This window comes from Streptomyces sp. NPDC023541 (assembly GCF_055559995.1).
The window spans coordinates 30,011-56,595 of sequence record NZ_JBVHJO010000007.1; the positions used below are offsets into that span (position 1 = coordinate 30,011).

At 72.5% G+C, this 26,585-nt stretch carries 23 protein-coding genes; 5 read left to right on the top strand and 18 right to left on the bottom strand.

The window, feature by feature from the left end; genetic code table 11:
• Nucleotides 1–97: 97 nt before the first annotated feature.
• Nucleotides 98–1,123 carry a glycosyltransferase family 2 protein gene (locus ACZ3X1_RS18715; protein WP_356812514.1) on the bottom strand — a complete coding sequence of 342 codons (1,026 nt, stop codon included), beginning with the start codon at nucleotides 1,121–1,123 and terminating at the stop codon, nucleotides 98–100.
• A 187-nt stretch (nucleotides 1,124–1,310) separates the two neighbouring features.
• Between ACZ3X1_RS18715 and ACZ3X1_RS18720 the strand changes: the two genes are divergently transcribed.
• Nucleotides 1,311–2,807 carry an LCP family protein gene (locus tag ACZ3X1_RS18720; RefSeq protein ID WP_436842059.1) on the top strand — a complete coding sequence of 499 codons (1,497 nt, stop codon included), beginning with the start codon at nucleotides 1,311–1,313 and terminating at the stop codon, nucleotides 2,805–2,807.
• Between the two features lie 53 nt (nucleotides 2,808–2,860).
• On the opposite strand, the gene ACZ3X1_RS18725 is transcribed toward ACZ3X1_RS18720, so the two are convergent.
• On the bottom strand, nucleotides 2,861–3,397 hold the full coding sequence (locus ACZ3X1_RS18725) for an acyl-CoA thioesterase (protein ID WP_030659854.1): 537 nt from the start codon (nucleotides 3,395–3,397) through the stop codon (nucleotides 2,861–2,863).
• Nucleotides 3,398–3,503: 106 nt separating this feature from the next.
• On the opposite strand from ACZ3X1_RS18725, the gene ACZ3X1_RS18730 reads away from it, so the two are divergent.
• On the top strand, nucleotides 3,504–4,799 hold the full coding sequence (locus ACZ3X1_RS18730; protein ID WP_356812513.1) for an LCP family protein: 1,296 nt from the start codon (nucleotides 3,504–3,506) through the stop codon (nucleotides 4,797–4,799).
• Between the two features lie 37 nt (nucleotides 4,800–4,836).
• On the opposite strand, the gene manB is transcribed toward ACZ3X1_RS18730, so the two are convergent.
• The 3 genes from manB to ACZ3X1_RS18745 all read right to left on the bottom strand — a co-directional run bounded on the left by manB (nucleotide 4,837) and on the right by ACZ3X1_RS18745 (nucleotide 7,806).
• Nucleotides 4,837–5,919 (bottom strand): mannose-1-phosphate guanylyltransferase, encoded by a 1,083-nt coding sequence (gene manB, locus ACZ3X1_RS18735; RefSeq protein ID WP_467280334.1) that lies wholly within the window; start codon nucleotides 5,917–5,919, stop codon nucleotides 4,837–4,839.
• 149 nt (nucleotides 5,920–6,068) lie between these two features.
• Complete coding sequence (locus ACZ3X1_RS18740) at nucleotides 6,069–6,572, bottom strand: hypothetical protein (protein ID WP_467280335.1); 504 nt, start codon at nucleotides 6,570–6,572, stop codon at nucleotides 6,069–6,071.
• 61 nt (nucleotides 6,573–6,633) lie between these two features.
• Complete coding sequence (locus ACZ3X1_RS18745; protein ID WP_356812510.1) at nucleotides 6,634–7,806, bottom strand: acyl-CoA dehydrogenase family protein; 1,173 nt, start codon at nucleotides 7,804–7,806, stop codon at nucleotides 6,634–6,636.
• A gap of 213 nt (nucleotides 7,807–8,019) precedes the next feature.
• Between ACZ3X1_RS18745 and ACZ3X1_RS18750 the strand changes: the two genes are divergently transcribed.
• On the top strand, nucleotides 8,020–9,363 hold the full coding sequence (locus ACZ3X1_RS18750; RefSeq protein WP_467280336.1) for a UDP-glucose dehydrogenase family protein: 1,344 nt from the start codon (nucleotides 8,020–8,022) through the stop codon (nucleotides 9,361–9,363).
• A gap of 94 nt (nucleotides 9,364–9,457) precedes the next feature.
• On the opposite strand, the gene ACZ3X1_RS18755 is transcribed toward ACZ3X1_RS18750, so the two are convergent.
• From ACZ3X1_RS18755 to ACZ3X1_RS18770, 4 genes are all read right to left on the bottom strand, one after another.
• Nucleotides 9,458–10,525, bottom strand: coding sequence for a membrane dipeptidase (locus ACZ3X1_RS18755; protein ID WP_467280337.1), 1,068 nt, complete (start codon nucleotides 10,523–10,525; stop codon nucleotides 9,458–9,460).
• A 128-nt stretch (nucleotides 10,526–10,653) separates the two neighbouring features.
• Nucleotides 10,654–11,850, bottom strand: coding sequence for a dipeptidase (locus ACZ3X1_RS18760; protein ID WP_356812507.1), 1,197 nt, complete (start codon nucleotides 11,848–11,850; stop codon nucleotides 10,654–10,656).
• Nucleotides 11,847–12,383: a 5-(carboxyamino)imidazole ribonucleotide mutase gene (gene purE / locus ACZ3X1_RS18765; protein ID WP_356812506.1), complete on the bottom strand. Its 537-nt coding sequence runs from the start codon at nucleotides 12,381–12,383 to the stop codon at nucleotides 11,847–11,849. The genes ACZ3X1_RS18760 and purE overlap by 4 nt, the downstream gene beginning before the upstream one ends.
• A complete protein-coding gene (locus ACZ3X1_RS18770) occupies nucleotides 12,380–13,498 on the bottom strand; it encodes a 5-(carboxyamino)imidazole ribonucleotide synthase (RefSeq protein ID WP_467280553.1) in 1,119 nt (372 codons plus the stop codon). The genes purE and ACZ3X1_RS18770 overlap by 4 nt, the downstream gene beginning before the upstream one ends.
• 218 nt (nucleotides 13,499–13,716) lie before the next feature.
• Here ACZ3X1_RS18770 and ACZ3X1_RS18775 point away from each other — a divergent pair, with 218 nt between their 5' ends.
• Nucleotides 13,717–14,217 carry a GtrA family protein gene (locus ACZ3X1_RS18775; RefSeq protein WP_390076524.1) on the top strand — a complete coding sequence of 167 codons (501 nt, stop codon included), beginning with the start codon at nucleotides 13,717–13,719 and terminating at the stop codon, nucleotides 14,215–14,217.
• A 7-nt stretch (nucleotides 14,218–14,224) separates the two neighbouring features.
• Here the strand turns inward: ACZ3X1_RS18775 and ACZ3X1_RS18780 are convergent, their stop codons facing one another.
• Nucleotides 14,225–15,490, bottom strand: a complete 1,266-nt coding sequence (locus tag ACZ3X1_RS18780; protein WP_356812504.1) for an ATP-binding protein — start codon at nucleotides 15,488–15,490, stop codon at nucleotides 14,225–14,227.
• 169 nt (nucleotides 15,491–15,659) lie between these two features.
• Nucleotides 15,660–16,337 (bottom strand): response regulator transcription factor, encoded by a 678-nt coding sequence (locus ACZ3X1_RS18785; protein ID WP_030961403.1) that lies wholly within the window; start codon nucleotides 16,335–16,337, stop codon nucleotides 15,660–15,662.
• 497 nt (nucleotides 16,338–16,834) lie between these two features.
• On the opposite strand from ACZ3X1_RS18785, the gene ACZ3X1_RS18790 reads away from it, so the two are divergent.
• On the top strand, nucleotides 16,835–18,355 hold the full coding sequence (locus ACZ3X1_RS18790) for a peptide MFS transporter (RefSeq protein WP_356812503.1): 1,521 nt from the start codon (nucleotides 16,835–16,837) through the stop codon (nucleotides 18,353–18,355).
• 63 nt (nucleotides 18,356–18,418) lie between these two features.
• Here the strand turns inward: ACZ3X1_RS18790 and ACZ3X1_RS18795 are convergent, their stop codons facing one another.
• The 7 genes from ACZ3X1_RS18795 to ACZ3X1_RS18825 form a co-directional block, all read right to left on the bottom strand.
• Nucleotides 18,419–19,717 (bottom strand): hypothetical protein, encoded by a 1,299-nt coding sequence (locus ACZ3X1_RS18795; protein ID WP_467280338.1) that lies wholly within the window; start codon nucleotides 19,715–19,717, stop codon nucleotides 18,419–18,421.
• Nucleotides 19,714–20,895 carry a hypothetical protein gene (locus ACZ3X1_RS18800; protein WP_356812501.1) on the bottom strand — a complete coding sequence of 394 codons (1,182 nt, stop codon included), beginning with the start codon at nucleotides 20,893–20,895 and terminating at the stop codon, nucleotides 19,714–19,716. Before ACZ3X1_RS18800 ends, ACZ3X1_RS18795 begins: the two co-directional genes overlap by 4 nt.
• A complete protein-coding gene (locus ACZ3X1_RS18805; RefSeq protein WP_467280339.1) occupies nucleotides 20,892–21,926 on the bottom strand; it encodes a COG1470 family protein in 1,035 nt (344 codons plus the stop codon). Before ACZ3X1_RS18805 ends, ACZ3X1_RS18800 begins: the two co-directional genes overlap by 4 nt.
• Nucleotides 21,927–21,942: 16 nt before the next feature.
• Nucleotides 21,943–22,629, bottom strand: a complete 687-nt coding sequence (locus ACZ3X1_RS18810) for an LPXTG cell wall anchor domain-containing protein (protein ID WP_356812499.1) — start codon at nucleotides 22,627–22,629, stop codon at nucleotides 21,943–21,945.
• A 112-nt stretch (nucleotides 22,630–22,741) separates the two neighbouring features.
• Nucleotides 22,742–23,920 (bottom strand): imidazolonepropionase, encoded by a 1,179-nt coding sequence (hutI, locus tag ACZ3X1_RS18815; RefSeq protein ID WP_467280340.1) that lies wholly within the window; start codon nucleotides 23,918–23,920, stop codon nucleotides 22,742–22,744.
• A 98-nt stretch (nucleotides 23,921–24,018) separates the two neighbouring features.
• Nucleotides 24,019–25,359 (bottom strand): formimidoylglutamate deiminase, encoded by a 1,341-nt coding sequence (locus tag ACZ3X1_RS18820; protein WP_356812496.1) that lies wholly within the window; start codon nucleotides 25,357–25,359, stop codon nucleotides 24,019–24,021.
• Nucleotides 25,350–26,540: an allantoate amidohydrolase gene (locus tag ACZ3X1_RS18825; protein WP_356812537.1), complete on the bottom strand. Its 1,191-nt coding sequence runs from the start codon at nucleotides 26,538–26,540 to the stop codon at nucleotides 25,350–25,352. Before ACZ3X1_RS18825 ends, ACZ3X1_RS18820 begins: the two co-directional genes overlap by 10 nt.
• Between the last annotated feature and the right edge of the window lie 45 nt (nucleotides 26,541–26,585).

Genomic DNA, 26,585 nt, shown 5'->3' on the forward strand with positions numbered 1-26,585 from the left:
CTCCCGCCGGCGTCCGCGGCTCTGCCCCCCCCCGGGGGGGCCCCCCCGGGGGGGGGGGCGCCCCCCCCCCCCCCCGCGCCGGGCCCCTTCGTACCTCTCAGGCCTGCGGGACGCCGGGCAGCACGGCCGGGCGGCGGCTCGCGATGAGCTTGTCCGCCAGGGCGCGCGGGCTGGTCAGGAAGCCGAAGCCCCAGGACAGGTGCATGGTCGCCAGGGCGACGGGGATCTGCGCCCGGGCCTTCAGCGGCAGCCCCTTGCCCGCCGGGACGGAGCCCGCGGCGATCGCCGCGAGGTAGCCGGCCGGGACGGCGAAGCCGAACGGGCTGACGGTCACGCCCACGACCACGCCCGCGGCGATCGCGCAGACCAGGGTCGGCGGGGCCAGGTAGCGCATGTTGATGGAGCCCGAGTGGTAGCGGGCCACCACGTGCCGCCACCGGCCGTAGTCCTTGTACTGCTTGGCCAGGGCCTTGACGGAGCGTCGCGGTCGGTACTGGACCCGCAGCTCGGGCGAGAACCAGATCAGCCCGCCGGCTTCGCGGATGCGGAAGTTCAGCTCCCAGTCCTGGGCGCGGATGAACTCCTCGTTGTAGCCGCCCTGCCGTTCCAGCGCCTCACGGCGGAAGACGCCGAGGTAGACGGTCTCGGCCGGGCCGGCCTGGCCGCCGGTGTGGAAGGGGGCGTTGCCGACGCCGATCTTCGAGGTCATCGCGGCGGCGACGGCCTCTTCCCAGGCGTTCTCGCCTTCGGCGTGCATGATCCCGCCGACGTTCTGCGCACCGGTCTCCTCCAGGAGGCGGACGGCGGTGGCGATGTAGTTCGGGGAGAGCATGCCGTGGCCGTCGACGCGTACCACGATCGGGTGACGCGAGGCCTTGATGGCGGCGTTGAGCGCCGCCGGGGTCCGGCCGGTGGGATTCGGGACGGTGTGGACTCGGGGATCCTCGGCGACGAGTTCGGCGGCGATCTCGTCGGTGCGGTCCGTGGACGGCCCGAGTGCGATCACCACCTCCATCTCGCCCGCATACTCCTGTTCCAGGATGTGGCGGACGGACTCGCGGAGGTAGTGCTCCTCATTGAGCACCGGCATGATCACCGAGACTGCGGGCTGCTGGGCGGGCATGTGGTCCTTCAAGGTCGGGTATCGGTGTCACGTTACCGCGTACGGGGGAACCGGGTGCGCGCCGAGTGATCGGTAGGGACAGCTGCTGATCGTATGGGCCTACTGTTCTGTCGAATCAGCGGGCTGAGTACTCAGGACCCGGCCCGGCCGTGACCGGTATCCCTGCTGTCCCGCGGAGGTGTCCGCCGTGCCCCAGCCGCACCGACCCACCCGTCCCGCCCGGCCGCCCGAGCCGCCGCGCGCACGGCGCGGCGGTGCCGGCGGTCGGTCCCGGCGCCGGGAGGGCCGGCCCCGGTGGGGGGTGCGGCTGGCGGCCGGGCTGTCCGTGGCGGTGCTGGGATCCGGTGCCGTCGGGCACGCCGTGATGACCGGTCTGGACACCGGGATCGAGCGGGTGGACCCGTTCAAGGACATGAAGAACCGCCCGCAGGCCGGACACGGCGTCAACTTCCTGCTCGTGGGCACCGACGGCCGGGACAAGATCAGCCCCGAGGACAAGCGCGAGTACCGCCTAGGCGGGGCGCCGTGCCACTGCACGGACACGATCATGCTGGTGCACCTGTCGGCGGACAAGGAGCGGGCGAGCGTCGTCAGCCTGCCCCGCGACAGCTACGCCGAGGTGCCCGCTCACCGCGACCAGGTCACCGGCAAGGCGCACAAGGCCCACCCGGTGCGGCTGAACGCGGCGTACGCGGAGGGCGGGCCCAACCTCACCGTGCGGACGGTCGAGAACATGACCCGGGTGAAGATCGACCACTACCTGGAGGTCGACTTCACCAGCTTCATGAAGACGGTCGACGCCATGGGCGGGGTGGAGATCTGCACCGCCAAGACCATGCGCGACCCCAACACCGGCCTCGACCTGCTGCCCGGCACCCACCGGCTGACCGGCGGCCAGGCCCTGCAGTACGTACGCTCGCGCCACGTCGACGGCGCCTCCGACCTCGGCCGGATGCAGCGCCAGCAGCGGTTCGTCGCAGCCCTGATCAAACAGGCGACCGGCGGCGGGGTGCTGCTGAATCCCGTCAAGTTCAAGGAGCTCAGTTCCACCCTGCTGGGCTCGGTCCGCGCCGACAAGGGCTTCGGCTCGGAGCAGATGCTGGCGCTCGGGCAGGCGATGCGGGACTTCACCCCCTCCTCCTCCGAGTTCGCCTCGGTGCCCATCGGCAGCCCCTCCTTCCGGGTGAAGGGCATCGGGTCCACCGTGAAGTGGGACGAGCCGAAGGCGGCCAAGCTCTTCGAGGCGCTGCGCGAGGACCGGCCGCTGGCCCCGGCGCGGCCGGGGAAGGATGCCGCCGGCCGGCCCGCGGCGGTGCCCGTGGACGTGCCGCCGCCACAGGTCCGGGTCCAGGTGGAGAACGGGACGCGGATCGACGGGCTGGGCGGGCGCGTGGACAGCGCACTGCGCGCCACCGGTTTCGACACCACGGGGACCCCGGGCAACGGCGCCGGCCGCGACGTGAAGCGCACGGTGATCACGTACGACCCGCGCTGGGACCGCTCGGCGCGGTCGGTGGCGACCGCGCTGCCCGGCAGTGAGCTGCGGGCGGTCGCGGGGCAGGGCCGGACGGTCACGGTGATCGCCGGCGCCGACTACCGCAAGGTGGTGCCGGTGCGCGCGGAGGACCCGTACCCGGGCGCCTTCGGTGTCGTCGGCGGCGACCAGGTGGTCTGCGGCAACTGAGGGCCCGTACCGGCTCTCCCGAGCCGTACGGGCGGCCCCGCGCGGGCGCCGTCTCAGTCGTCGAAGCCCTGGGCGGCGCGCTCCTCGCGCAGGGCCATGATGGCCTGGCGGCGGGCGAGCCGGTGGGTGCGGCGGATCTGGGCCTCCTGGTAGCGCCGCTCGTCCTGCTCCGTCTCGGGGAGCACGGGCGGGACCTGGCGGGGCTTGCCGTCGGCGTCCACGGCCGCGAAGACGAGGTAGGCGCTGCCGACCTGGGTGGCGGGGGTGGACTCGTTCCACCGCTCGGCGAGGACGCGTACGCCGATCTCCATGGAGGAGCGGCCGGTCCAGTTGCACTGGGCCTTCACGTGGACGAGGTCGCCCACGCGCACGGGCGCGAGGAAGGCCATCTCGTCCATGGAGGCGGTGACGGCCGGACCGCCGGAGTGACGGCCCGCCACGGCGCCGGCGGCGTCGTCGACCAGCTTCATGATGACGCCACCGTGCACCGTGCCCAGGAGGTTGGTGTCGTTGGCGGTCATGATGTGGCTGAGGGTCGTCCGGGAGGCGGCGGTCGGCTTCCCGGGCAGCTCGCCCGGTATCTGTGTCATACGGACACCTTAGATGGATCGCGCAGGCATCAGCTCTGCAACAGCACAGGTACGGAACCTCCCCCGGGCTGTCGCAGGCGCCGCCCCGGCAGGCATCCTTGGGCGCATGAATGACTGGCCAGAAGGTCGTGACGACGCCTACGGACGCGGCAGCGCGCGTCCGCAGCCCGAAGGTGTGCAGCGGATGCGGCACATCCAGCGGCAGCCCCAGCAGCCGCCGCGGCCGCAGCGCCCGGCCGGGCCCGTGCCCGCACCCGGCGTCCCTCCGCAGCAGGCGGGCGGCCACGACACGTACGGCGGTTACGACAGCGGCTACAACACCGGCCAGGTGTACGGCTCGCCCTCCGGCGGTGTCCCGGGCCGGCCGGGCGGTCCCGGCGGGCCGTCGGGCCCCGGCGGCCCCGGGCGGGCGTCCGGCCCGGCCCCGGACTGGCGCAAGCGCATCAAGGTCGGCTCGATCGTGCTGGTCTCCGCGCTGCTTGTGACGTCCGTCTCCACCTACTTCTGGGCCGACTCCAAGGTGCGCCGCGAGGTGGACCTCTCCAAGGTCGTCGAACGGCCGAAGGAGGGCGACTGCACGACGTACCTGATCGTGGGCTCGGACAGCCGTGAGGGCATGTCGGACGAGGAGAAGAAGAAACTCCACACGGGCTCGGCCGAGGGCAAGCGGACCGACTCGATGATGATCCTGGCGAAGTGCTCCAGCGGGAACACCATGATCTCGCTGCCGCGCGACTCGGACGTGGAGATCCCCTCCTTCGTCGGCTCCCAGTCCGGCAAGAAGTTCCCCGCACAGGGGCGGCGGGTCAAGCTCAACGCGGCGTACGCGGAGGACGGCCCCGAGCTGCTGGTGCGCACGGTGGAGCACAACACGGGCTTGCGCATCGACCACTACGCGGAGATCGGCTTCGCCGGCTTCGCGAACATCGTGGACGCGCTGGGCGGGGTGGAGCTCGACATCGAGGAGGGCTTCAAGGACGAGAAGTCGGGCGCCGACTTCAAGGCGGGCAGGCAGACGCTGAACGGCGAGCAGTCGCTGGCCTTCGTACGGACCCGCTACGCCTTCGCCGAGTCGGACCTCCAGCGGACGAAGAACCAGCAGAAGTTCCTGTCGGCGCTCGCCAACCAGGCCGCGACGCCGTCGACGATCCTCAACCCGTTCGCGCTCTACCCGATGCTGGGTGCGGGCCTGGACACCCTCATCGTGGACAAGGACATGGGCCTGTACGACATGGGTCAGATGTTCTTCGCGATGAAGGGGGTCAACGGTGGTGACGGCGTGTCGATGAACATGCCGATCTCCGGGCAGCGCGGCGGCAACCTCGTCTGGGACAAGGCGAAGGTGCAGCAGTTGGTGAAGCAGATCCAGAACGACGAGAAGGTCACCGTCCGCGGCAACTGACCGCGGGGGGTGCCGCCCCGCCTCCCCGGACCGGCCGTCAGGCGTCCGGGGAGAAGCGGATGGCGGCGGCGGGCAGCTCGGCCCCGCACCACACCCGGGCGCCCGCGCGCAGTTCGTTGTCGGCGCCCACGACGGCGCCGTCGCCGACGACGGTGCCGTCGAGCACGGTCCGCGCGCCCACGGCGGCGCGGGCGCCGATCAGGCTGGCGTTCACCTGCGCGTCCGGGCCGATGACCGCGTCGTCGAGCACGATGGAGCCCTGGACGACCGCGCCGGCCTCGATCCGTGCTCCGGCGCCCACGACGGTGCCGCCCGACAGCTTGGCTCCGGCGGCGACCTGCGCGCCCGGCAGGACCAGGGACTCGCCGCGGCGGCCCGGTACGGCCGGGGAGGGGACGACACCGCGGACGAGGTCGGCGGAGGCCTGGATGATGGACTCGGGCTTGCCGAGGTCCATCCAGTAGGTGTTCTCGGTGACCCCGTGGAGCGTGGCCCCGGAGGCGAGCAGGCCGGGGAAGGTCTCGCGCTCGACGGAGACGGGGCGGCCGGCCGGGATGGAGTCGATGACGCTGCGGCGGAAGACGTAGCAGCCGGCGTTGATCTGGTCGGTGATGATCTCTTCGGGCGTCTGCGGCTTCTCGGTGAAGGCGAGCACCCGCCCGTCGGGGTCGGTGGGGACGAGGCCGAAGGCGCGCGGGTCCTCGACCCGCACCAGGTGCAGGGAGACGTCGGCGTCAGCCGCCTCGTGGGCGTCCACCAGGCCGCGGATGTCCAGGCCGGTGAGGATGTCGCCGTTGAAGACCAGGACGGAGGAGTCGGGGCCGCCGGTCAGGCGCCGCCCGGCGTTGCGGATGGCGCCGCCGGTCCCCAGGGGCTCGTCCTCCACCACGTATTCGAGGCTGAGGCCGAAGTCGGAACCGTCCCCGAAGTAGGGCTCGAAGACCTCGGCGAGGTAGCAGGTGGCCATGACGATGTGCGTGACGCCGGCGGCGGCGGCCCTGGCTATCTGGTGGGCGAGGAACGGGACGCCAGCCGTGGGCACCATGGGCTTGGGCGTGTTCACCGTCACGGGACGCAGCCGCGTCCCCTGTCCGCCGACCAGCAGGATCGCTTCCGTCATTGCGTTCTCCCCAACCGATTACGGCGTACGAAGGTCCAAATTTAGCCCATCCGGGGGCGCCCCAAGGCCCGTGCCGGATGTGTCGACCGGCGCGCGCACCGTACGGGCGCGGCGGTCGGTATGTCATGCAATGACCGGGTGTTCGCGCTTCAGGCGGCGAACGGCTCGGCGTGGCCGGGTAGTTGCTGTCCGGGCAGCAGGAAGCCCTGCCGACCCGAACCGTCCCGTACCGGCACGAAGGCGGCGCCGGTGAGCCGGGCGGTGATCTGCTGTCGGCGGATCTCGCCCCACTTGAACGCGCCGGTCAGGAACTCCGCGAGCATCCCGCCGCCGACGAGCGCGACGAGCGGTTTGCCGGAGGCGAGCAGGACGAGGGCCAGGACCGCGCGCATGCCGTGGCCCGGCGTCTTGCGGGGCTTGTCCGCGGCGTGGGAGGACAGGACGTCGAACATGATCCGGTCCTTGGTCCGGGCGACCGCGTCCCGCGCGCCGGGCAGGGGCTGCAGGGACCCCTTCCGGTACATCCGGATCAGGACGAGCGTCTTCTTGTGCCCGGTCCCGATCGACTGCCCGTACTCGAAGCCGTGGTGCTCGGCCACGTGGACCAGGGCCGCCATGCGTCCCACGGCGGAGCCGGGGCCAGGGGATGCCACCGGGACGACCCCCGGCCGCGGCCGGGGGTCGTCCTGGATCGCGCGGGCCGGAGCCTTGCGGCTACGGCAGGTTGCGGGCCATGACGATCCGCTGGACCTGGTTCGTGCCCTCGTAGATCTGCGTGATCTTGGCGTCGCGCATCATGCGCTCCACCGGGTAGTCACGGGTGTAGCCGTAGCCGCCGAGGAGCTGGACGGCGTCCGTGGTGACCTCCATGGCCACGTCGGAGGCGAAGCACTTGGCCGCGGCGCCGAAGAAGGTCAGGTCCTCCTTGTCGCCTCCGGCGGAGACGCGCTCGGACTTGGCGGCGGCCGCGTACGTCAGCTGGCGGGCGGCCTCGATCTTCATGGCCATGTCCGCGAGCATGAACTGCACGCCCTGGAAGTCGCCGATCGGCTTGCCGAACTGCTTGCGCTCCTGGACGTAGCCCTTGGCGTAGTCCAGGGCGCCCTGCGCGATGCCGAGCGCCTGGGCGGCGATCGTGATGCGGGTGTGGTCGAGGGTCTTCATCGCGGTGGCGAAGCCGGTGCCCTCGGCGCCGATCATGCGGTCGGCGGGGATCCGCACGTTGTCGAGGTAGACCTCGCGGGTCGGGGAGCCCTTGATGCCGAGCTTCTTCTCCGGGGCCCCGAAGGACACGCCCTCGTCGCCCTTCTCGACGACGAAGGCGCTGATGCCCTTGGAGCGCTTCTCCGGGTCGGTGACGGCCATGACCGTGTAGTACTCGGAGACGCCCGCGTTGGTGATCCAGCGCTTGACGCCGTTGAGCACCCAGAAGTCGCCGTCGCGCACGGCGCGGGTCTTCATGCCGGCGGCGTCGGAGCCCGCGTCCGGCTCGGAGAGCGCGTAGGAGAACATCGCGTCGCCCTTGGCGAGCGGGCCGAGGTACTTGGCCTTGAGCTCCTCGGAGCCGGAGAGGATCACCGGGAGGGAGCCGAGCTTGTTCACGGCCGGGATCAGGGAGGAGGAGGCGCAGACGCGGGCCACTTCCTCGATCACGATCACGGTGGCCAGGGCGTCGGCGCCCGCGCCGCCGTACGTCTCGGGCACGTGTACGGCGTGCAGGTCGTTGGCGACCAGCGCGTCGAGGGCCTCCTGCGGGAAGCGGGACTCCTCGTCGACGGCGGCTGCGAACGGCAGGATCTTCGCCTCGGCGAGCGAGCGGACCGACTCGCGGAGCATGTCGTGCTCCTCGGCCGGGCGGTACAGGTCGAAGTCGGCAGAACCCGCCAAGATCTCTCACTCCCCAGGGTGACACGCGATACGTGATGCTAACTACCGTTAAGTAACCCAAGCTTAGTGTCCCGGTCACGGATGGCGATATGGACGAGCCACGTGAGCTGCGTGACAGAGACGGTGCTGCCGGGGCGCTCCTGGAGACCGTCCCCGCCGATCGGCCCGACTATGCTCAGTGGCCGCAAACGGCCCCGCACCTCTGGAGCACCCATGGCCCCCCTCAGGATCACTGTGATCGGCACCGGCTACCTCGGCGCGACCCACGCCGCGGCGATGGCCGAGCTGGGCTTCGAGGTGCTCGGCCTGGACGTCGTGCCGGAGAAGATCGAGATGCTGGCCGCGGGCCGGGTGCCGATGTACGAGCCCGGGCTGGAGGAGCTGCTGGCCAAGCACGTGGCCGGGCTGCCGGGCTCGACCGGGCGGCTGCGGTTCACGACCTCCTACGAGGAGGTCGGCGCCTTCGGCGACGTCCACTTCGTCTGCGTGAACACCCCGCAGAAGCACGGCGAGTACGCCTGCGACATGTCCTACGTCGACGCCGCGATGTCCTCGCTGGCCCCGCACCTGACGCGGCCGGTGCTGGTCGTCGGCAAGTCCACGGTGCCGGTGGGCTCGGCGCAGCGGCTGGCGGAGAAGCTGGCGGAGCTGGCCCCGGCGGGCGGGGACGTGGAGCTGGCCTGGAACCCGGAGTTCCTGCGGGAGGGCTTCGCGGTGCAGGACACCCTGCACCCCGACCGGATCGTGATCGGCGTCCAGGGCGAGCGCGGCGAGAAGCTGCTGCGCGAGGTGTACGAGACCCCCATGTCCGAGGGGTCCCCGCTGGTCGTCACGGACTTCCCGACCTCCGAGCTGGTCAAGACCGCCGCCAACTCCTTCCTCGCCACCAAGATCTCCTTCATCAACGCGATGGCGGAGGTGTGCGAGGCCGCCGGCGGTGACGTGGTCAAGCTGGCGGAGGCCATCGGCTACGACGAGCGGATCGGCGCGAAGTTCCTGCGGGCCGGCATCGGCTTCGGCGGCGGCTGCCTGCCGAAGGACATCCGGGCCTTCATGGCGCGCGCCGGCGAGCTGGGCGCGGACCAGGCGCTGACGTTCCTGCGCGAGGTCGACTCCATCAACATGCGGCGGCGCGGTCACATGGTCGAGCTGGCCCGCGAGGCCGTGGGCGGGTCCTTCCTCGGCAAGCGGGTCGCCGTGCTCGGCGCCACCTTCAAGCCGGACTCGGACGACGTCCGCGACTCCCCCGCGCTGAACGTGGCCGGTCAGATCCACCTGCAGGGCGGCCAGGTCACCGTCTACGACCCCAAGGGCATGGACAACGCCCGGCAGGTCTTCCCGACCCTCAGGTACGCGGACTCCGCGCTCGCGGCGGCCCGCGGCGCGGAGGTGGTCCTCCACCTCACCGAGTGGCGCGAGTTCCGCGACCTCGACCCGGCGGCGCTCGCCTCCGTCGTGACCGACCGGCTCGTGCTGGACGGCCGCAACGCACTGGATCCGGTGCGGTGGCGTGCCGCCGGCTGGACGTACCGGGCGATGGGGCGGCCCCGGGCCTGACCCCTGCGGGGTTGCCCGGCCGTCCGGAAGGCCCCGGGGCTCCGCCCCGGGCCCCGCGCCTCGCACGCCGGCGCTGCTGGGCCGGGCCAGCGGGTCAGCGGGGGTTGCGGCGGGCGGTGAATTCCGCGTCGCGGATCACGCGCTGGGCGTTGCCCCAGGTCAGCAGGGCGACATCGGATTCGGGCCAGCCGCGGTCCAGGAGTTCCGCGATCAGCCGCGGGTAGCCCGACGGGTCGGTCAGGCCGGTCGGGCGCATGACCGGCGGCTCGGTGCCGAAGGCCGCGCCGAGTCCGACGCCCTCCGGGCCCGCGACCGCCCGTACGTGGTCCAGGTGGTCCGCCACCGCGTGCAGGGAGTCCCCGGTGCGCGCGCTGTCGAAGGTGACCATCACCAGGCCGTTCGCCTCGCGCACGGCGAGGAGCACCTCGTCGGGCACGTTCTCCGGATGCGGGTTCAGCGCGGCGGCCGCCGTGTTCGAGATGATCACCGGGGCCTTCGAGGCGCCCGCGAGCCGGCAGGCGGCCGCCGGTCCGCAGCCCGAGAGGTCCAGGAGGATCGCCAGCCGGTTCGCCTCGTGCACCACCTCGTGGCCGAAGGCCGTCAGCGTCTCCTGCGCCCAGGGCGCTCCCGCGGGCGCGAGGATCCGTACGCCCAGTGCGTGGAAGGCGCGCAGCGCGCCCAGGGAACCGGCCAGCGCGCGGCCCGGCACGGGACCGAGGAACGAGGCGATCCGGCCGCGGTTGCGGGCGTCCGCCATGTCGTCCGCGCTGAGCGCGAGGCGGAGGCTGTCGGGGTAGCGGCGCACCAGGGTCAGCGCGGCGTCGATCTGTTCCAGGGTGTCGGAGACCACCCGGTCGTCGGCCTCGTCCGGGCCCGGCCGGCCCTGCGGCGGCACGAGCAGGGACCAGAACTGGGCCCCCACCCCGCCGGCGCGCAGGCGCGGGATGTCGGTGTCGACGCCCGCCTCGGGGGTGTCGATGTCGTGGTACGGGCTCTGGCGCAGGGTCCAGACCAAGGTGTTGCACCCGTCGGCAACAGGGTGGACGGACAGCAGCGCGGCGGCCCTGTCGAGGACGCTCGCCGTCGTCTCGGCTCCGGCGGGGGCCGGGAGGTCCTCGGCCCCGATGCCCACGGAGTGGGGTTCGTCCTGCAGGTCGGCCATGGCATTCGCTCCGGTCTCGGCGGCAGCATGGAGATGCAGCCACCGTGCCACGTGGGGCGGCGCGGACGCCCGGCAGGTGTGGCGTTCGGGTGACCCGCGGGCCACAACCGGTCACCACGCCCACCGGCTCATCGGCCCGGCAGGACCTCGATCACCGCGTTCGACGGGCCCCGGGTCGCCGACACCTCGCGCGCCACCGCTTCGGCGTCGCGCAGCGCGCGTACCGCGTTCGACCAGGTCAGCTTCGCCAGGTCGGCCCTGGACCAGCCGCGGGCCAGGAGCTCCGCGACCAGGTTCGGGTAGCCGGCCACGTCGTCCAGCCCGGACGGGGTGAAGGCCGTGCCGTCGTAGTCGCCGCCGATGCCGATGTGGTCGACCCCGGCCACCTCCCGCATGTGGTCCAGGTGGTCGGCCACCGTGGCGGCGGTGGCCACCGGCCGGGGGCGGGCCTCCTCGAACGCCCGGTGCAGGGCCATCGCCTCGGGGGTGGTGTCGAGGTGGTGGAAGCCGTGCGCCCGCAGGTTCTCGTCCGCGGCCAGGGTCCATTCGACGGCAGCCGGAAGGATGAACTTCGGTACGAAGGTGGCCATCGCCACGCCGCCGTTGGCGGGCAGCAGCGCCAGCACGTCGTCGGGGATGTTGCGCGGGTGGTCGCAGACCGCCCGCGCCGAGGAGTGCGAGAAGACCACCGGCGCGACCGAGACGGCGAGGGCGTCCCGCATCGTCGTCGCGGCGACGTGCGAGAGGTCCACCAGCATGCCGACCCGGTTCATCTCGCGGACGACCTCGCGGCCGAAGCCGGTCAGGCCGCCGTGCCGGGGCTCGTCGGTCGCCGAGTCCGCCCAGTCGATGTTGTCGTTGTGCGTGAGCGTCATGTACCGCACGCCCAGCCGGTGCAGGGCACGCAGCGTGGCGAGCGAGTTGTTGATGGAGTGGCCGCCCTCGGCGCCCATCAGCGAGGCGATCCGGCCGGTGGCGCGGGCCTCCTCCATGTCGTCCGCCGTCAGTGCCCGCACGAGGTCGCCGGGGTAGCGGTCGATCAGCTGTCCGACGGCGTCGATCTGCTCCAGGGTGGCACTGACCGCCTCGTCACCCGCGTAGTCCGAGCGCACGTACACGGACCAGAACTGCGCCCCGACACCCCCGGCGCGCAGCCGGGGGATGTCGGTGTGCAGGTGGGCGGACTGGTCGCCCGCGATGTCCCGTCGCGCCAGGTCGTAGCGCACCTGCTGGCGCAGCGCCCAGGGCAGGTCGTTGTGACCGTCCGCGACGGGGTGCTCGGCCAGCAGCTCGCGCGCCTCCGCCAGACGCTGCGCCGCACTCACTTGCCGAACCCGAAGGACTCCGCGTTCGCGACCTTGGTGCGCAGCCGCTTGCCCTTCTCCGTGGCCTGGTCGTTCAGCTCCTGCTGGAAGTCGCGCATCCGGGCCAGCAGCTCCGTGTCGTGGGCGGCCAGCATCCGTACGGCCAGCAGGCCGGCGTTGCGCGCCCCGGCGACCGAGACGGTGGCGACGGGAACCCCCGCCGGCATCTGGACGATCGACAGCAGGGAGTCCATGCCGTCGAGGTACTTCAGCGGCACGGGCACGCCGATGACCGGCAGCGGGGTGACCGAGGCGAGCATGCCGGGCAGGTGGGCGGCTCCGCCCGCGCCCGCGATGATCGCCTTCAGGCCGCGGCCGGCGGCCCGCTCCCCGTACTCGATCATCTCGCGCGGCATCCGGTGGGCGGAGACGACGTCGACCTCGTAGGGGATCTCGAACTCGTCGAGGGCCTGGGCGGCGGCCTCCATCACGGGCCAGTCCGAGTCGGACCCCATGACGATGCCGATGACAGGACCTGCGGCGGTGGTGCTCATTGCGTGACCGTTCCTCTGAGGTAGTCGGCAGCGTGGCGTGCGCGCTCCAGCACATCGTCCAGGTCGTCGCCGTAGGTGTTGACGTGGCCGACCTTGCGACCGTGTTTCACGTCCTTGCCGTACATGTGGATCTTCAGCTGGGGGTCGTGGGCCATGCAGTGCAGGTAGGCCGCGTACATGTCGGGGTAGTCCCCGCCCAGCACGTTCGCCATGACCGTCCACTTGGCGCGGGGGCGCGGGTCGCCCAGCGGGAGGTCCAGGACCGCGCGCACGTGGTTGGCGAACTGGGAGGTCACGGCCCCGTCCTGGGTCCAGTGACCGCTGTTGTGCGGGCGCATCGCCAGTTCGTTGACCAGGATCCGGCCGTCGGTGGTCTCGAACAGCTCCACGGCCAGGTGGCCGGTCACGCCGAGTTCCTGCGCGATGCGCAGGGCGAGGGTCTGGGCCTCGCCGGCCAGCTCCTCGGAGAGGTTCGGGGCGGGAGCGATCACCGTGTCGCAGACCCCGTCCACCTGGCGGGACTCGACGACGGGATAGGCGACCGCCTGCCCGTGCGGGGAGCGCACGATGTTCGCCGCGAGTTCGCGGACGAAGTCCACCTTCTCCTCGGCGAGGACCGGGACGCCCGCCTTGAACGGGGCCTCGGCGTCCTGCGGGGTGCGGACGAACCACACCCCCTTGCCGTCGTAGCCGCCGCGCACGGTCTTGAGGATGACGGGGAACCCGCCCACCTCGTCCGCGAAGGCGGTCACGTCGTCCGGATCGCTCACGATCCGGTGGCGGGGGCTGGGCGCGCCGATCTCGTCGAGCTTGGCGCGCATCACCCCCTTGTCCTGGGCGTGTACCAAAGCGTCGGGCCCCGGGCGGACGGGGATGCCGTCCGCTTCCAGGGCCCGCAGGTGCTCGGTGGGTACATGCTCGTGGTCGAAGGTGATCACGTCACAGCCGCGCGCGAAGGCGCGCAGGGTCTCCAGGTCGCGATAGTCGCCGATGACGACATCGCTCACGACCTGGGCCGCCGAGTCCTGTGGTGTGTCACTGAGGAGCTTGAATCTGATGCCGAGGGGGATACCCGCCTCGTGGGTCATGCGGGCGAGCTGACCGCCGCCGACCATGCCGACTACCGGGAACGTCACTCCTCCAGGGTATCCGCCGGTATTCGGCCATCCGGACCTGACCCTGGGAGGTGTGGGGCCGGACCCCCGGTGTGCCGTGCGTCGCAGGGCGCCGGAAGGCACAGACGGAGTACTGGGGGGAGACTTAGCATGGGTGGGTTGACGGAGAACACCGAACGCCCCGTGAGGGGGCGGTGACCGACAGGACTGGCCTACTGATGAGCACGCAGGGCGGATCTGTCCTCGAACGCGTACGCGGCCTCGTGCGAGAGGTCGCCAAGTTCGGGGCGGTCGGCGGCCTGGGTGTCCTGGTCAACCTGGGGGTCTTCAACCTGATCCGCAACACCACCGATCTCCAGGTGGTCCGTGCGAGCGTGATGGCCACGATCGTGGCCATCGCCACGAACTACCTCGGCTTCCGCTACTTCGCCTACCGGGACCGCGCCCAGAGCGGCCGCACCCGCGAGATGGCCCTCTTCGCCGGCTTCAGCGTGATCGGCCTGGTCATCGAGAACGGCGTGCTCTACACCGCGACCTACGGCTTCGGCTGGGACGGGCCGCTCGCGAGCAACGTCTTCAAGTTCATCGGCATCGGCACGGCCACCGTCTTCCGCTTCTGGTCGTACCGGACCTGGGTCTTCAAGGCCCTGCCGCCGGTCGCCCCGCCCGTGGCCGCCGAGCCGGTGCCGGGGCCGGAGCCGGAACCGGCGAACAACTAAGGGCTGTCTAGCGGACGGTCTTCTCCGGCTCGGCCGGCTGCGGGGCCGTGCGGCTCAGGAACAGCGCGAACACCGGGGGCTGCGTCTGCAGCAGCTCCAGACGGCCACCGTCCGCCTCCGCGAGGTCCCGGGCGACCGCGAGGCCGATCCCGGTCGAGTTCCGGCCGCTGATGGCCCGCTCGAAGATCCGGTTGCCGAGGTCCGGCGGGACGCCCGGCCCCTCGTCCGTGACCTCCAGCACCGCCTGGTTGCCGATCACCCTGGTGCGCAGGGCGACGGTGCCGCCGCCGTGCATCAGGGCGTTCTCCACGAGGGTGGCCAGCACCTGGGAGACCGCGCCGGGGGTGCCGACGGCCCGTACGCCCTGCTTCCCGGAGCGCACGATGGCCCGGCCGGCGCTGCGGTAGGCCGGCCGCCACTCCTCCACCTGCTGCTTGACGACCTCGTCGAGGTCGAAGGGGACGGCGGAGCCCGTACGGGGGTCCCGCGAGTTCGTGAGCAGCCGCTGCACCACGTCCGTGAGCCGCTCCACCTGGGTCAGGGCGATCGTCGCCTCTTCCCGTACGGTCTCCAGGTCGTCGGTGACCGCGATCTCCTCCAGGCGCATCGACAGCGCCGTGAGCGGGGTGCGCAGCTGGTGGGAGGCGTCGGCGGCGAGGCGCCGCTCGGCGGTGAGCATCCGGCCGATCCGTTCGGCGCTGGAGTCCAGCACGTCGGCGACCCGGTCCAGCTCGGGAACCCCGTACCGCTTGTGCCGGGGCCGCGGGTCGCCCGAGCCGAGCCGCTCGGCGGTCTCGGCGAGGTCGGTGAGCGGGGAGGCCAGCCGGTTCGCCTGCCGTACGGCGAGCAGTACGGCCGCCACGACGGCCAGCAGGGCCACCGCTCCGACCACGGCCAGGGTCCGTACGACCTCCCTGGTGACGGTGGAGCGGGCCTCCTCCACGACGACGGTCTCGCCCTGCTCGCCGCGGGCGGTGCCGCGTACGACGCTGTCGGGGATCGACGCGCCGACCTCGACGGTCGGCTGCCCGGGGATCGTGATCCGGGCGTAGTGGCCGGCGTCGAGCTGTTCGGCGAGGGCGACGGGGTCGGTCGGCTTCTTCTCCAGGACGTTCGCCTCGACGACGCTCACCAGGCGCAGCGCCTCGGACTCGACCCGGTCCTGGGCGCTGCTGGTGATGGTCCGGGTCTCCACGATGACGAGGGAGACTCCGAAGACGGCGATCACCACGAGCACCACGGCGAGCGTGGACTGGATGAGGCGGCGGCGCATGGGCCAGGGCCTTTCTTCCGGGGTCGGGCCGGATCAGGGAGCGGGGTCCGGTGCGCTCGATCGCAAGGCGGAGGGGGGAGACGACGCGGAGCGTTGGCGGCCGGCGCCGACGCGGCGGGCGCACCGGAGCGCGCGAGCCCGGCCTGACCCGGAAGGAAGGCCCTGGAGGTCAGCTCTTCTCGAAGCGGAAGCCGACGCCTCGGACGGTGGCGATGTAGCGCGGGTTGGCGGCGTCGTCGCCCAGCTTCTTGCGCAGCCAGGAGATGTGCATGTCGAGGGTCTTGGTGGAGGACCACCAGGTGGTGTCCCAGACCTCACGCATGAGCTGGTCGCGGGTGACGACCCGGCCTGCGTCGCGCACCAGGACGCGTAGCAGGTCGAACTCCTTGGCGGTGAGCTGGAGCTCCTCCTCGCCCATCCAGGCGCGGTGCGACTCGACGTCGATCCGGACGCCGTGGGTGGCGGGGGGCTGGGCGGCCTCGGTGGCGCCGCGCCGGAGCAGGGCCCGGACCCGGGCCAGGAGTTCGGCGAGGCGGAAGGGCTTGGTCACGTAGTCGTCGGCGCCCGCGTCCAGGCCGACGACCGTGTCGACCTCGTCGGCGCGGGCGGTGAGGACCAGGATCGGGAAGCCGTGGCCCTCGGCGCGCAGCCGGCGGGCCACTTCGAGTCCGTCCATGCCCGGAAGGCCCAGGTCCAGGACGACGAGGTCGACGCCGCCCTGGAGTCCCGCGTCCAGGGCGGTGGGGCCGTCCTCCCGGACCTCGACCTCGTACCCCTCCCGGCGCAGGGCGCGGGCCAGGGGCTCCGAGATGGATGCGTCGTCCTCGGCGAGCAGTACACGCGTCATGTGGGTGATGGTAGTCCGAGGCGACTGCATCGAGAGGCCTGCCCGCAGACCCCTTCCGATCTGGCTTTATGGACCCCTGAGCGCCTTCGAATATGGTCGAACGGTTCCCGACTCGCCTTGTGATCCATCTCTCAAGTCCTTTCATATGCCGCAGTGTCGTGTCGTATGGTGGCGAGACGCCTGATGCAATACCTCAGGGACCTTTGTGCCGAAAAACAGCGCATAGGTCTCTATTTCTGTCCGGAACCGGACGGGCAGCCTTGTCGAGGACTGACCCGGCCGGCCTTGGCGACAGTGGATGACCTGTTGGCCGGGCCCCTCGCGTGATGGCGCGGGTGGGCGCGGATCCCGGTTACGGATGTCCCTTCACTCCCGGTACGACGGGGGCGAGACCCCCAGGCGTGGGGTGGGAGGTCCGTCCGCCGGTGCCGGCCACCCCCCACCGGGCGCGGATGGGCTCACGAAGCCGAAGCGTCCCGAGCAAGCAAGGATCGACCATGGCTTCCAGCCTGACGACGGCCTCACCGAGCCCCGCTCACGAGAAGACCGTCCTCGGCCACCCGATCGGCCTGGCCACGCTGTTCATGACCGAGATGTGGGAGCGCTTCTCCTACTACGGCATGCGTGCGCTTCTCGTTCTGTACTTGGTCTCCGGCGGCGTCGACGCCGCGACCGGGAGCCAGGGCGGTGGCCTCGGCTTCACCGCGGCGACGGCGACGGCGATCTACTCCGTCTACGTGGCCATGGTCTACCTGATGGCCATGCCCGGCGGCTGGTTCGGCGACCGCGTCTGGGGCGCCCGCAAGACGGTCGCCATCGCCAGCTTCGTCATCATGGCGGGTCACGTGGCGCTGGCCGTCCCCGGCCAGCTCGCCTTCTTCATGGGTCTGCTGCTGGTCGCGGTGGGCTCCGGTCTGCTGAAGGCCAACATCTCCACGATGGTCGGCCACCTGTACAAGGACGCGGACGACCCGCGCCGTGACAGTGGCTTCACGATCTTCTACATCGGCATCAACGTGGGTGCCCTCCTCGCCCCGGTCGGCATCGGCATGGTCGGCGAGCTCGTGAACTGGCACCTCGGCTTCGCGCTCGCCGCCGTCGGCATGGGCATCGGCCTGGCCGTCTTCCTTCTCGCCGGCCGCACCCTGAGCCCGAAGAGCAGCCTGGTCCCGAACCCGCTGAGCGCCGCCGAGCGCAAGGCCGTGATCACCAAGGCCCTCGCCGTCCTGGCCGTCGTCGCCGTCTTCTACGGCGCCGTGGTCGCTGCGGACATGTTCACCATCAAGTGGGCGCTGTACCCGATCACGATCGCCGGTCTGATCATTCCGGTCGCCGTCCTCACCCGTATCAAGCGGGACAAGGACCTCACCGCCGGCGAGCAGACCCGGATGAGCGCCTACATCTGGTTCTTCGTGGCCGCCGCCGTCTTCTGGATGATCTACGACCAGGGCGGTTCGACCCTCTCGCTGTTCGGTGACAAGAACTCCGAGCGCAGCCTGCTCGGCTGGGAAGTCCCGACCACCATCTTCCAGTCGCTCAACCCGCTCTTCGTGGTGGCCCTGGCCCCGGTCTTCGCCGCCGCGTGGGTGGCGCTGGCCCGCCGCAACCGCGAGCCCAGCACCATCGTGAAGTTCTCGGCGGCCCTGGTCATCGTGGGCGCCTCGTTCTTCGTCTTCGCCATCCCGCTCAGCCAGACCGCCGGCAACGACACCAAGGTCACCATGTGGTGGCTGGTGCTCATCTTCCTGATGCACACGCTCGCCGAGCTGTGCCTCTCCCCGGTCGGCCTGTCGGTCACCACGAAGATGGCGCCGCAGAAGTACGGCTCCCAGATGATGGGCGTCTGGTTCCTGGCCGTCACCGCCGGTGACTGCGTCACCGGTCTGCTCGGCCTGGCCGATGTCCAGCTGAACGGTGTCGGCGTGATCCTCTTCCAGGCGTTCGCCGCCGTGCTCGCCGGTGTCGCGATCTTCATGTACCGCAAGAAGGTCAACGCGCTGATGGGCGGCATGAACTGACCCGTCCCGCTCCGGCGGAGAGACGGCCCGGCACACCGCAAGGTGTGCCGGGCCGTCTCCGTGTCAGCGGGTGCCGCGCAGACGGCGCCACGGGGTGAAGGTGAACACCGCGCCGCCGAGCAGGATCACCGTGCCGGCGACGAGGGCGAGGGCCTTGATGCCGCCCTCGTCCTGCGCGCCGGTCTCGGCGAGGCCGCCCGAGGTGGTGCTGCCGGTGGTGCCGGTCGAGGAGCCGGAGCCGCCCGGCTGGGCGGTGGTGTCCAGTTCCAGCGAGACGCCGCTGCTCGTCGCCTCGCAGGGGACGTTGATCGGCGTGGAGCCGGGCGCCATCGTGACGTCGATCGTCAGCTGGTCCGGGCTGAGCGTCACCTTCCCGGACGTGCCGGGCTTGTAGGTGCCGGTCATGTCGCTGAGGCTGACCGGGGCCTTGTCCGGGATCGGCTCGGCGTTGGCGGGTCCGGAGACCTTGACCGTGCCGCTGTCCGCGCCGCCGAGCTTCACGTCCATCGAGGGCTTGAGGGCTCCTGCGGGCAGCGCCATGGGCGCCGCCATCGCGCCCTTGGCGGTCTTGACGGTGAGGTCGTAGCTGCCGCCGTTCTTCTTGGCGTTGATCGTGACCGGGGTCTTGATGCCTCCAGGGACGACCGCGCCGCAGTCGAAGGTCACCTGGACCGCCTTGCCCGGGAAGTCGGTCTGGCCGCCCCCGCCGCCGCTGCCGCCCGAGGCGGTGGAACCGCCCGTGGTGGAACCGCCGGTCGTGGTGCCGCCCGTCGTGGTGCCGCCCGTCGTCGTACCGCCCGTGGTGGTACCGCCGCTGGAGCCGCCCGACACGTCGATGACGGCGCCGCCCTTGACCTCGCCGACCGGCGCGCACTTGGTGACGAAGGTGCCGAAGGGGAAGGTGACGGCGACGTCGTACTTGCCGGGGGTGAGGCTGATCCTGCCGGCCTTGGTGAGCTTCAGCTTGCCCTTCATCGTGGACATCTGCATGGGGGCCTTCTTGGGGATCGGCGGGTTCTTCTTCTCCCCGACGACCTTCAGCTCTCCGCCCCCGCCGCCGACGGTGATCCAGCCGGTGGGCTGGACGGAGTCCGCCGGGATGTCCATCAGGTCCGTGTTGTTCGAGGCCGGCTTGACCGTCTCCCAGGACACGTCGACCTCGTCGCCGACCTTGGCCGTGGCCGGCGCGGTGACCTTGGCGGTGGTCTCCCCCTCCACCGGGGACCCACCGCCGGCCGGCGGCACGCACTTGACCTTGAACGTGGTCTCGGCGGCCTGGGCGGTAGGAGCCGTGATGGCGAGGCCCGCGCCGCCGAGCAGCAGCGCGACCAGGGCCGCGCTCACCCTCCGTCGGTTCTTCACGATGGTCCCTTCGTCGTCGAACGGTTCTCAGACGGTGCGGACGTCTGTGGTGCTCTCTCCGGCGCGCTGTCCGGGGTGAACCACGGCAGGACCGCCGTGGTGGTCTCAGGGGGATCCGCCGGCCGCTCGGCGCGGGCCGGCGCGGCCGGGCGCGCGGCGGGGAGCCCGGGCAGCCGGGCCGTCACGGCGGCCGCGGCATCGGCGGGCCGTGTGCCGCGGTGGCGTCCGGCGCCGTGGGCCGTGCGCGGCCGGACCTTGTCGACGACGGCCATGCCGGTACGGAAGACCGCGGCCGGGATCACCAGCAGGAGCAGGCCCCAGAACAGCAGGACCCCGTACGGGCGGGCCACACCCCAGGGCTGGGTGGCCACGACGGTCTCGCCGTACTTGAGGGAGATCGTGTAGTCGCCGTGGGCGCCCGCGGGGAGGGTGACGTCGAGCGCGACCTCCGCCTTGCCGCCGGGCGGGATGGTCCCCTTCCACCGGGCCTCCTCCCACAGCGGGGCGAACACGCCGTGGGCGGTGCCGAGCTGGAAGACGGGGTCCTTGACGGGGGCCGTGCCGAGGTTCCCGACGGTGACCTTGAACTTCCGGCCGGGCGGGGCGCCGAACCAGGTCAGCACGCCGTCGTCCCCTTCCAGCCGGACCCCGGTGAGCATCGCGAGGCGGCCGGTGCCGGATTCGGCGGGCAGTTCGGCCACCGGATGGTCGGTGATCTTCAGGGTGGCCGTGACGGTGGACCGGTCGCCGTTGACGGAGGTGACGTTGACGATGCAGGGGCAGGGTTTCGGCGGTGCCACCACCGGCAGCCGGCCCGCGAAGCGCCCGTCCTCGGCGACGGAGACGGCCGCCCCGTCCGCGTTGGCGCAGCTGTTGGTGCCGCCGATCATGTTCTGGCCGCACACCAGCAGCATCACCAGGGTCCTGGGCCGCCAGCCGGCGCCCGTGACGGTGAGCTCGGTGCCCTTGGCGGCCTCCTGGAGGGAGAGCGCCACGGTGGCTTTGCCCTCGTCCGCGGCGGACGGGACCGCGGGCAGGAGTGCGAGGGCGCAGGCCGCCAGCCCCACCAGGAGAGCCCGGACGGCGCCGCCCAACCCGCCGCCGAACCCGCCGCCCAACCCGCCGCCGGCCCTGGCACCGGTCTTGACGTCGATCCTGCCGCCGGCCATGGCGCTCACCTGGAGGCTCCCGTCAGTTCGTGTTCCGGTGCCGGGCTCGTCGCTCCGGGCTTCCCGGACGGTCCGCCCGGTGCCGCGCCGTCCGCCGGCCGCCGCCACGGGCTCCGGCCGCGTACGAGGAACAGCGCGGCCCGTGCGGTCCCGCCGAGGGCGAGCAGGCCGAGGCCCGTCCAGCCGGCGGCCCGCCACGGCACGAACCAGGCGGAGGCGCCCGCGACGGCCCGGGCCCCGCCGGGGGCGGTCACGGTGACGGTGACGCGGACCCGGTCGAGGACCGGGGCGCCGGGCCAGGGTTCGGTCAGCTCGACCCGCCGGCCGGGGAGCAGTTCGACGGGCACGGCGCGCGGGCCCAGGCCCATGACCTCGCCGAGGACGCCGTCGGCGCGGATGCCCAGCTCGGGCGCGAGGGTGACGTTGCCGCGGTTGACCAGGGTGTAGGCGACGACCGCGGCCCCGCCCCGGCCCCGTACGGAGACGTCCTCGACGGTGAGGGCCGCCAGGCTGGGGCCGCTGACCCGCAGGTGGACCCGTACGCCCACCTCCCGGCCCGCTTCGGCGGCGATGAGGGCAGCCGGGTGGTCGCCGGGTGGGGACGCGGGCGGCACGGTGACGGTGAAGGGGACCACCGCGCGGGTGCGGGGCGGGATCTTCACGGTGGCTCCGGCACCGAAGCTGAACCACGAACCGGCGCCGCCGGAAGCGCCGGAAGCGGCCGGGCGGGCCGGGAGGGCGCCGTCGGCGGTGTCGTGCGCGTCGGCCCCGCGGAGGGTGACGGTGCGCTCCTGGTCGGTGGTGTTGGTCAGGGCGAGGCGGTCCTCCAGCACGGTGGCCGGGGCGCCCTCCAGGTAGAAGTACGGGCGGGCGCCGCCGGGCCGGGCCGCGGCCGTTCCGGCGGCGGGCTCGGCGGTCCAGCCCGGTTCGTCGGCGGCGGCGGGAGCCGCGGGGAGCGTGTGCAGCGCGGCCGCCGCCGGCAGGACCAGGAGGAACAGGAGGCGGCGGGCGGCGCGCCTGAGGGTGTGGAGCACGGGCATGGCCGGAGCGCTCCGTTCAGGACCGGGCCCGCCGGCCGCGCCGGGTCAGCCAGAGCACGCCGGCCGCGCCGGTGAGCATCACGGTGCCGCCGAGGGTGCCGAGGGCGAGGGCGGAGTCGGTCGGCCCGGTCTGCGGGAGGGTGTCGGGCGGTGCGTCGCCGCCGGGCCGCGCGCCTGCTCCGCCGGTCCCGCCGGCCGCGGTGACGTCCAGTTCCAGCGAGGGCCCCGGGTTGTTGCCGGGGGTGCAGGTGGTCGTGGTGCCCATCGCCTTGATGGTGAGCACGCCGGCGGTGAAGGTGACCTTGCCGCTCTTCTTGGGCGTGTAGGTGCCCGAGAGATCGGTGATCTTGATGGGGGTGTCGGGCGGCACGGCCTCGGGGTTGGACGGGCCGGAGACCGGTACGGACACCTTCTCGGCGCCGCCGACCACGATGACGGCGCCGGGGCTCATGGCGCCCTTGCCGAGCTCGATGGGGCTGGAGGAGACGCCCTTCTGGAAGGACATCGTCAGCTTGTAGCCGTCGCCCTCCTTGACGGCCTTGATGTCGATGGGCGACACGGCCGACTTGTCCCCGATCGGGGTCTTGCAGTCGTAGGCCACGTCGACGACCGCGGCGTGGGCGGTGGGGGCGGCGAGCAGCACCGCCGATCCGGCCAGCGCGGAGGCCAGCGCGAGCGCGGTGGAGCGTTTGCGGTCGGACACCTTCGTCTTCCCCTCGGCCACAACTAGCTGACGACACATCAGATCGGTGGCTCAAGGTACGCCCGGGGCCTTACGGAGGGAAGACAAAGGACAGGCCCGAATTGACCGTTCGTCAGTAGGCGCGGACGCCCTTGCTCCACACCGCGGAGACGAGCGGTACGCCCGGCCGGTAGGCCAGGTGGACGTGGCTGGGGGCGTCCAGCAGGGCCAGGTCGGCGCGGGCTCCCGGAGTCACGGTGCCGATGTCCGTGCGGCGCAGGGCGCGGGCGCCGCCGGCCGTGGCCGACCAGAGGGCCTCGTCGGGGGTCATCCGCATGTCGCGGACGGCCAGCGCGATGCAGAACGGCATGGAACTCGTGTAGGAGGAGCCCGGATTGCAGTCGGTGGACAGCGCGACGGTCGCGCCCGCGTCGATCAGGCGCCGGGCGTCGGGCCACTGGGCGCGGGTGGAGAACTCGGCGCCGGGCAGCAGGGTGGCGGCCGTGGTGTCCGCCGCCTGGGCGAGGGCGTCGACGTCGGCGTCGGTGAGGTGGGTGCAGTGGTCGGCGGAGGCGGCCTCCAGCTCGACGGCGAGCTGGACGCCGGGGCCGTAGGAGAGCTGGTTGGCGTGGACGCGCGGGATCAGCCCGGCCGCGGCGCCGGCGGTGAGGATCGCGCGGGCCTGGTCGCCGTCGAAGGCGCCCTTCTCGCAGAAGACGTCGACCCAGCGGGCGTACGGGGCGCAGGCGCTCAGCATCTCGCCGGTGACGAGGGCGACGTAGCCGGCCGGGTCCTCGGCGTAGTCCGGGGAGACGATGTGCGCGCCGAGGTAGGTGACCTCGTCGGTGTGCGCGGCGGCGATGCGCAGGGCGCGGGCCTCGTCGGCGACGGTGAGGCCGTAGCCGGACTTGGTCTCGAAGGTGGTGGTGCCCTGGCGGCGGGCCTCGTCGAGGTGGCGGACGAGGTTCGCCTCCAGCTGGGCGTCGGAGGCGGCGCGGGTGGCGGCCACGGTGGTGCGGATGCCGCCGGCGGAGTAGGCGCGGCCGGACATCCTGGCGTTGAACTCCTGGGTGCGGTCGCCGGCGAAGACGAGGTGCGAGTGCGAGTCGACGAAGCCGGGGATCAAGGCCCGGCCCTGCGCATCGAAGCTCTCGTCGGCGGCCGGAGCCTTGTCGGCGGGGCCGACCCAGGCGATCTCGCCGCCGTCGATGACGACGGCCGCGTTCTCGATCAGGCCGAGCGGCGAGCCGTCGCCGAGGGCCGGGTCGTTGGTGACCAGGCTGCCGATGTTGGTGATGGCCGTGGTGGTCATGGTTCCTCTCGGTTTCCTGGGGCTCCGCCCCAGACCCCGCGCAGAGCCCGGTTTCGGGAAGGGGCGGGATGGGGGAAGGGCAGCCGCAGGCGGCACGGTCAGGCGCGCAGGGCCGCGATGGACTCGGACAGGGCGGACGGGACGTCGGCGACCAGGGTGTGGTGGCCGTCGCGGACGATGTGCCGGCCGGCGACCACCGTGTGGCGGACGTCCGCGGCGGTGGCGGCGAAGACGGCCGTTTCGGCGCCGAGCCGCGGCAGGGGGCCGGCCGTGCGGACGGAGTCCAGGGCGACGGTGGTGAAGTCCGCGAGCGCGCCGGCCTCCAGGCGGCCCGCGTCGACCAGGCCGAGCGCCGTATGCCCGTCACCGGTGGCGGCGGTGAGCAGCGCGTTCGCCGTCCAGTGGCCCCGCGTACGGCTGCGCAGCCGCTCGTTCAGTTCCATCGCGCGCGCCTCTTCGAGCAGGTCGATGACGGCGTGGCTGTCGCTGCCCAGCGACAGCGGGCTGCCCGCCTGCTGGAGCCGGGTGGCCGGGCCGATGCCGTCGGCGAGGTCGCGCTCGGTGGTGGGGCACATGCAGGTGCCGGTGCCGGTGCCGCCGAGCAGGGCGATGTCGGAGTCCGTGAGGTGCGTGTTGTGGACGCCGGTGGTGCGCGGGCCGAGCACCCCGTGGTCGGCCAGCAGCTGCGTCGGGGTGCGGCCGTGGGCGGCCTGGCAGGCGTCGTTCTCCGCGGTCTGCTCGGACAGGTGCACGTGCAGGGGCGCCCGGCGCTCCTCGGCCCAGCGGGCGACGGTGGCCAGCTGGTCCGCGGGCACGGCCCGCACCGAGTGCACGGCGGCGCCGATCAGGGCGTGCTCGCGGGGCTTGAGCGCGCTGACGCGTTCGGCCCAGGCGTCGGCGCTGCCGTCCGAGAAGCGCTGCTGGTGGGCGTTGGGCGCCTCGCCGAAGCCGGACGAGAGGTAGGCGGTGTCCAGGAGGGTGATCCGGATCCCGGCCGCGGCGGCCGCCTCGATCAGGGCCTCGCCCATGGCGTTGGGGTCGGCGTACGGGGTGCCGCCGGGCGCGTGGTGGACGTAGTGGAACTCGCCGACGTTCGTGATGCCCGCCAGGGCCATCTCGGCGTACACCGCGCGGGCGAGCGCGAAGTAGTTGTCGGGGGTGAGGTTCTGGGCGGCCCGGTACATGAGCTCGCGCCAGGTCCAGAAGGTGCCGGAGCCGACCTGGACGGCCCCGCGCAGCGCCCGGTGGAAGGCGTGGCTGTGCGCGTTGGCCAGGCCCGGCAGGGTCAGGCCGCGCAGGACCTCCGCGCCGGGCGGCGGGGTGTCGGCGCCGGTGCGCAGGGCGGCGATCCGCCCGTCTTCGGTGACGTCGAGGGCGACGCCCGGCTCGACATGGGTGCCGAGCCAGGCGTGCTCCAGCCAGTACGTCGTCAGCGACATGCCAGGCCTTCCAGTACGTCGGCGAGGGCGAGGACGCCGGCCACGCAGTCGTCCTCGGCGGCGAACTCCCGAGGGGAGTGGGAGACGCCGGTCGGGTTCCGTACGAACAGCATCGCGGTCGGGACGGCGGCGGAGAGGATTCCGGCGTCGTGTCCCGCCCCGGTTCCTAGGACGGGGACCGAACCGCCCAGGATCCGGTTCATCTCGTCGCGCAGGGCGTGCTCGAACTCCACGACCGGGGTGAAGGACTCACGGACGATGCCGAGGTCGATGCCGTCCTGGTCGGCGCGCTCTCGGGCGGCCTTCTCGATGGCGGTGACGACCGTGTCGAGGGTGGCCTGGTCGGCGGCCCGGGAGTCGAGCCAGCCGCGCACGAGCGAGGGGATGGCGTTGACGCCGTTGGGCTCGACGGAGATCTTCCCGAAGGTGGCGACGGCACCGGCGAGGGCCGCCTCGCTGCGGGCCGCGAGCACGGTCGCCGCGTAGGTGAGCATCGGGTCGCGCCGGTCGACCAGCCGGGTGGTGCCGGCGTGGTTGGCCTCGCCGCGGAAGTCGAACCGCCAGCGTCCGTGGGGCCAGATCGCGGAGGCGATGCCGACCCGGTCCCCGGACAGGTCCAGGGCCCGGCCCTGTTCCACGTGCAGCTCGACGAAGGCGCCGATGCGGCCCAGGCGTTCGGGGTCGGCCCCGATGGCCTCGGGGTCGTAGCCGGCGGCCTCCATGGCCTGCGGCAGGGAGACGCCGTCGGCGTCGCGCAGCTCGTGGGCCTTCTCCTTCGTCAGCCGGCCGGCGGTGAGCCGGGAGCCGACGCAGGCGAGCCCGAAGCGGGCGCCTTCCTCGTCACCGAAGTTGGTGATGGCCAGCGGCCTGGAGAACTGCGCGCCCCTCCTGCGCAGCTCGTCCAGGGCCGCGAAGGAGGACACCACGCCGAGCGGGCCGTCGAAGGCGCCGCCGTCGGGGACGGAGTCCAGGTGTGAGCCGGTGACCACGGCGTCCCCGGCGAGGGGGTCGCCGAGCCAGGCCCACTGGTTGCCGTTGCGGTCGGTCTCGTACGTGAGCCCGCGCGCCTCGGCCTGCTCCTGGAACCACGTCCGGCAGTCCGCGTCGGCCCCGCTCCAGGCGTAGCGGCGGTAGCCGCCGGTGTCGGCGTTGCGGCCGACGGGCGCCAGCTCGGCCCACATCTCGTGGAACGACGGCGTCCCGCCGGGGCCCGCGGCCGAACCGGC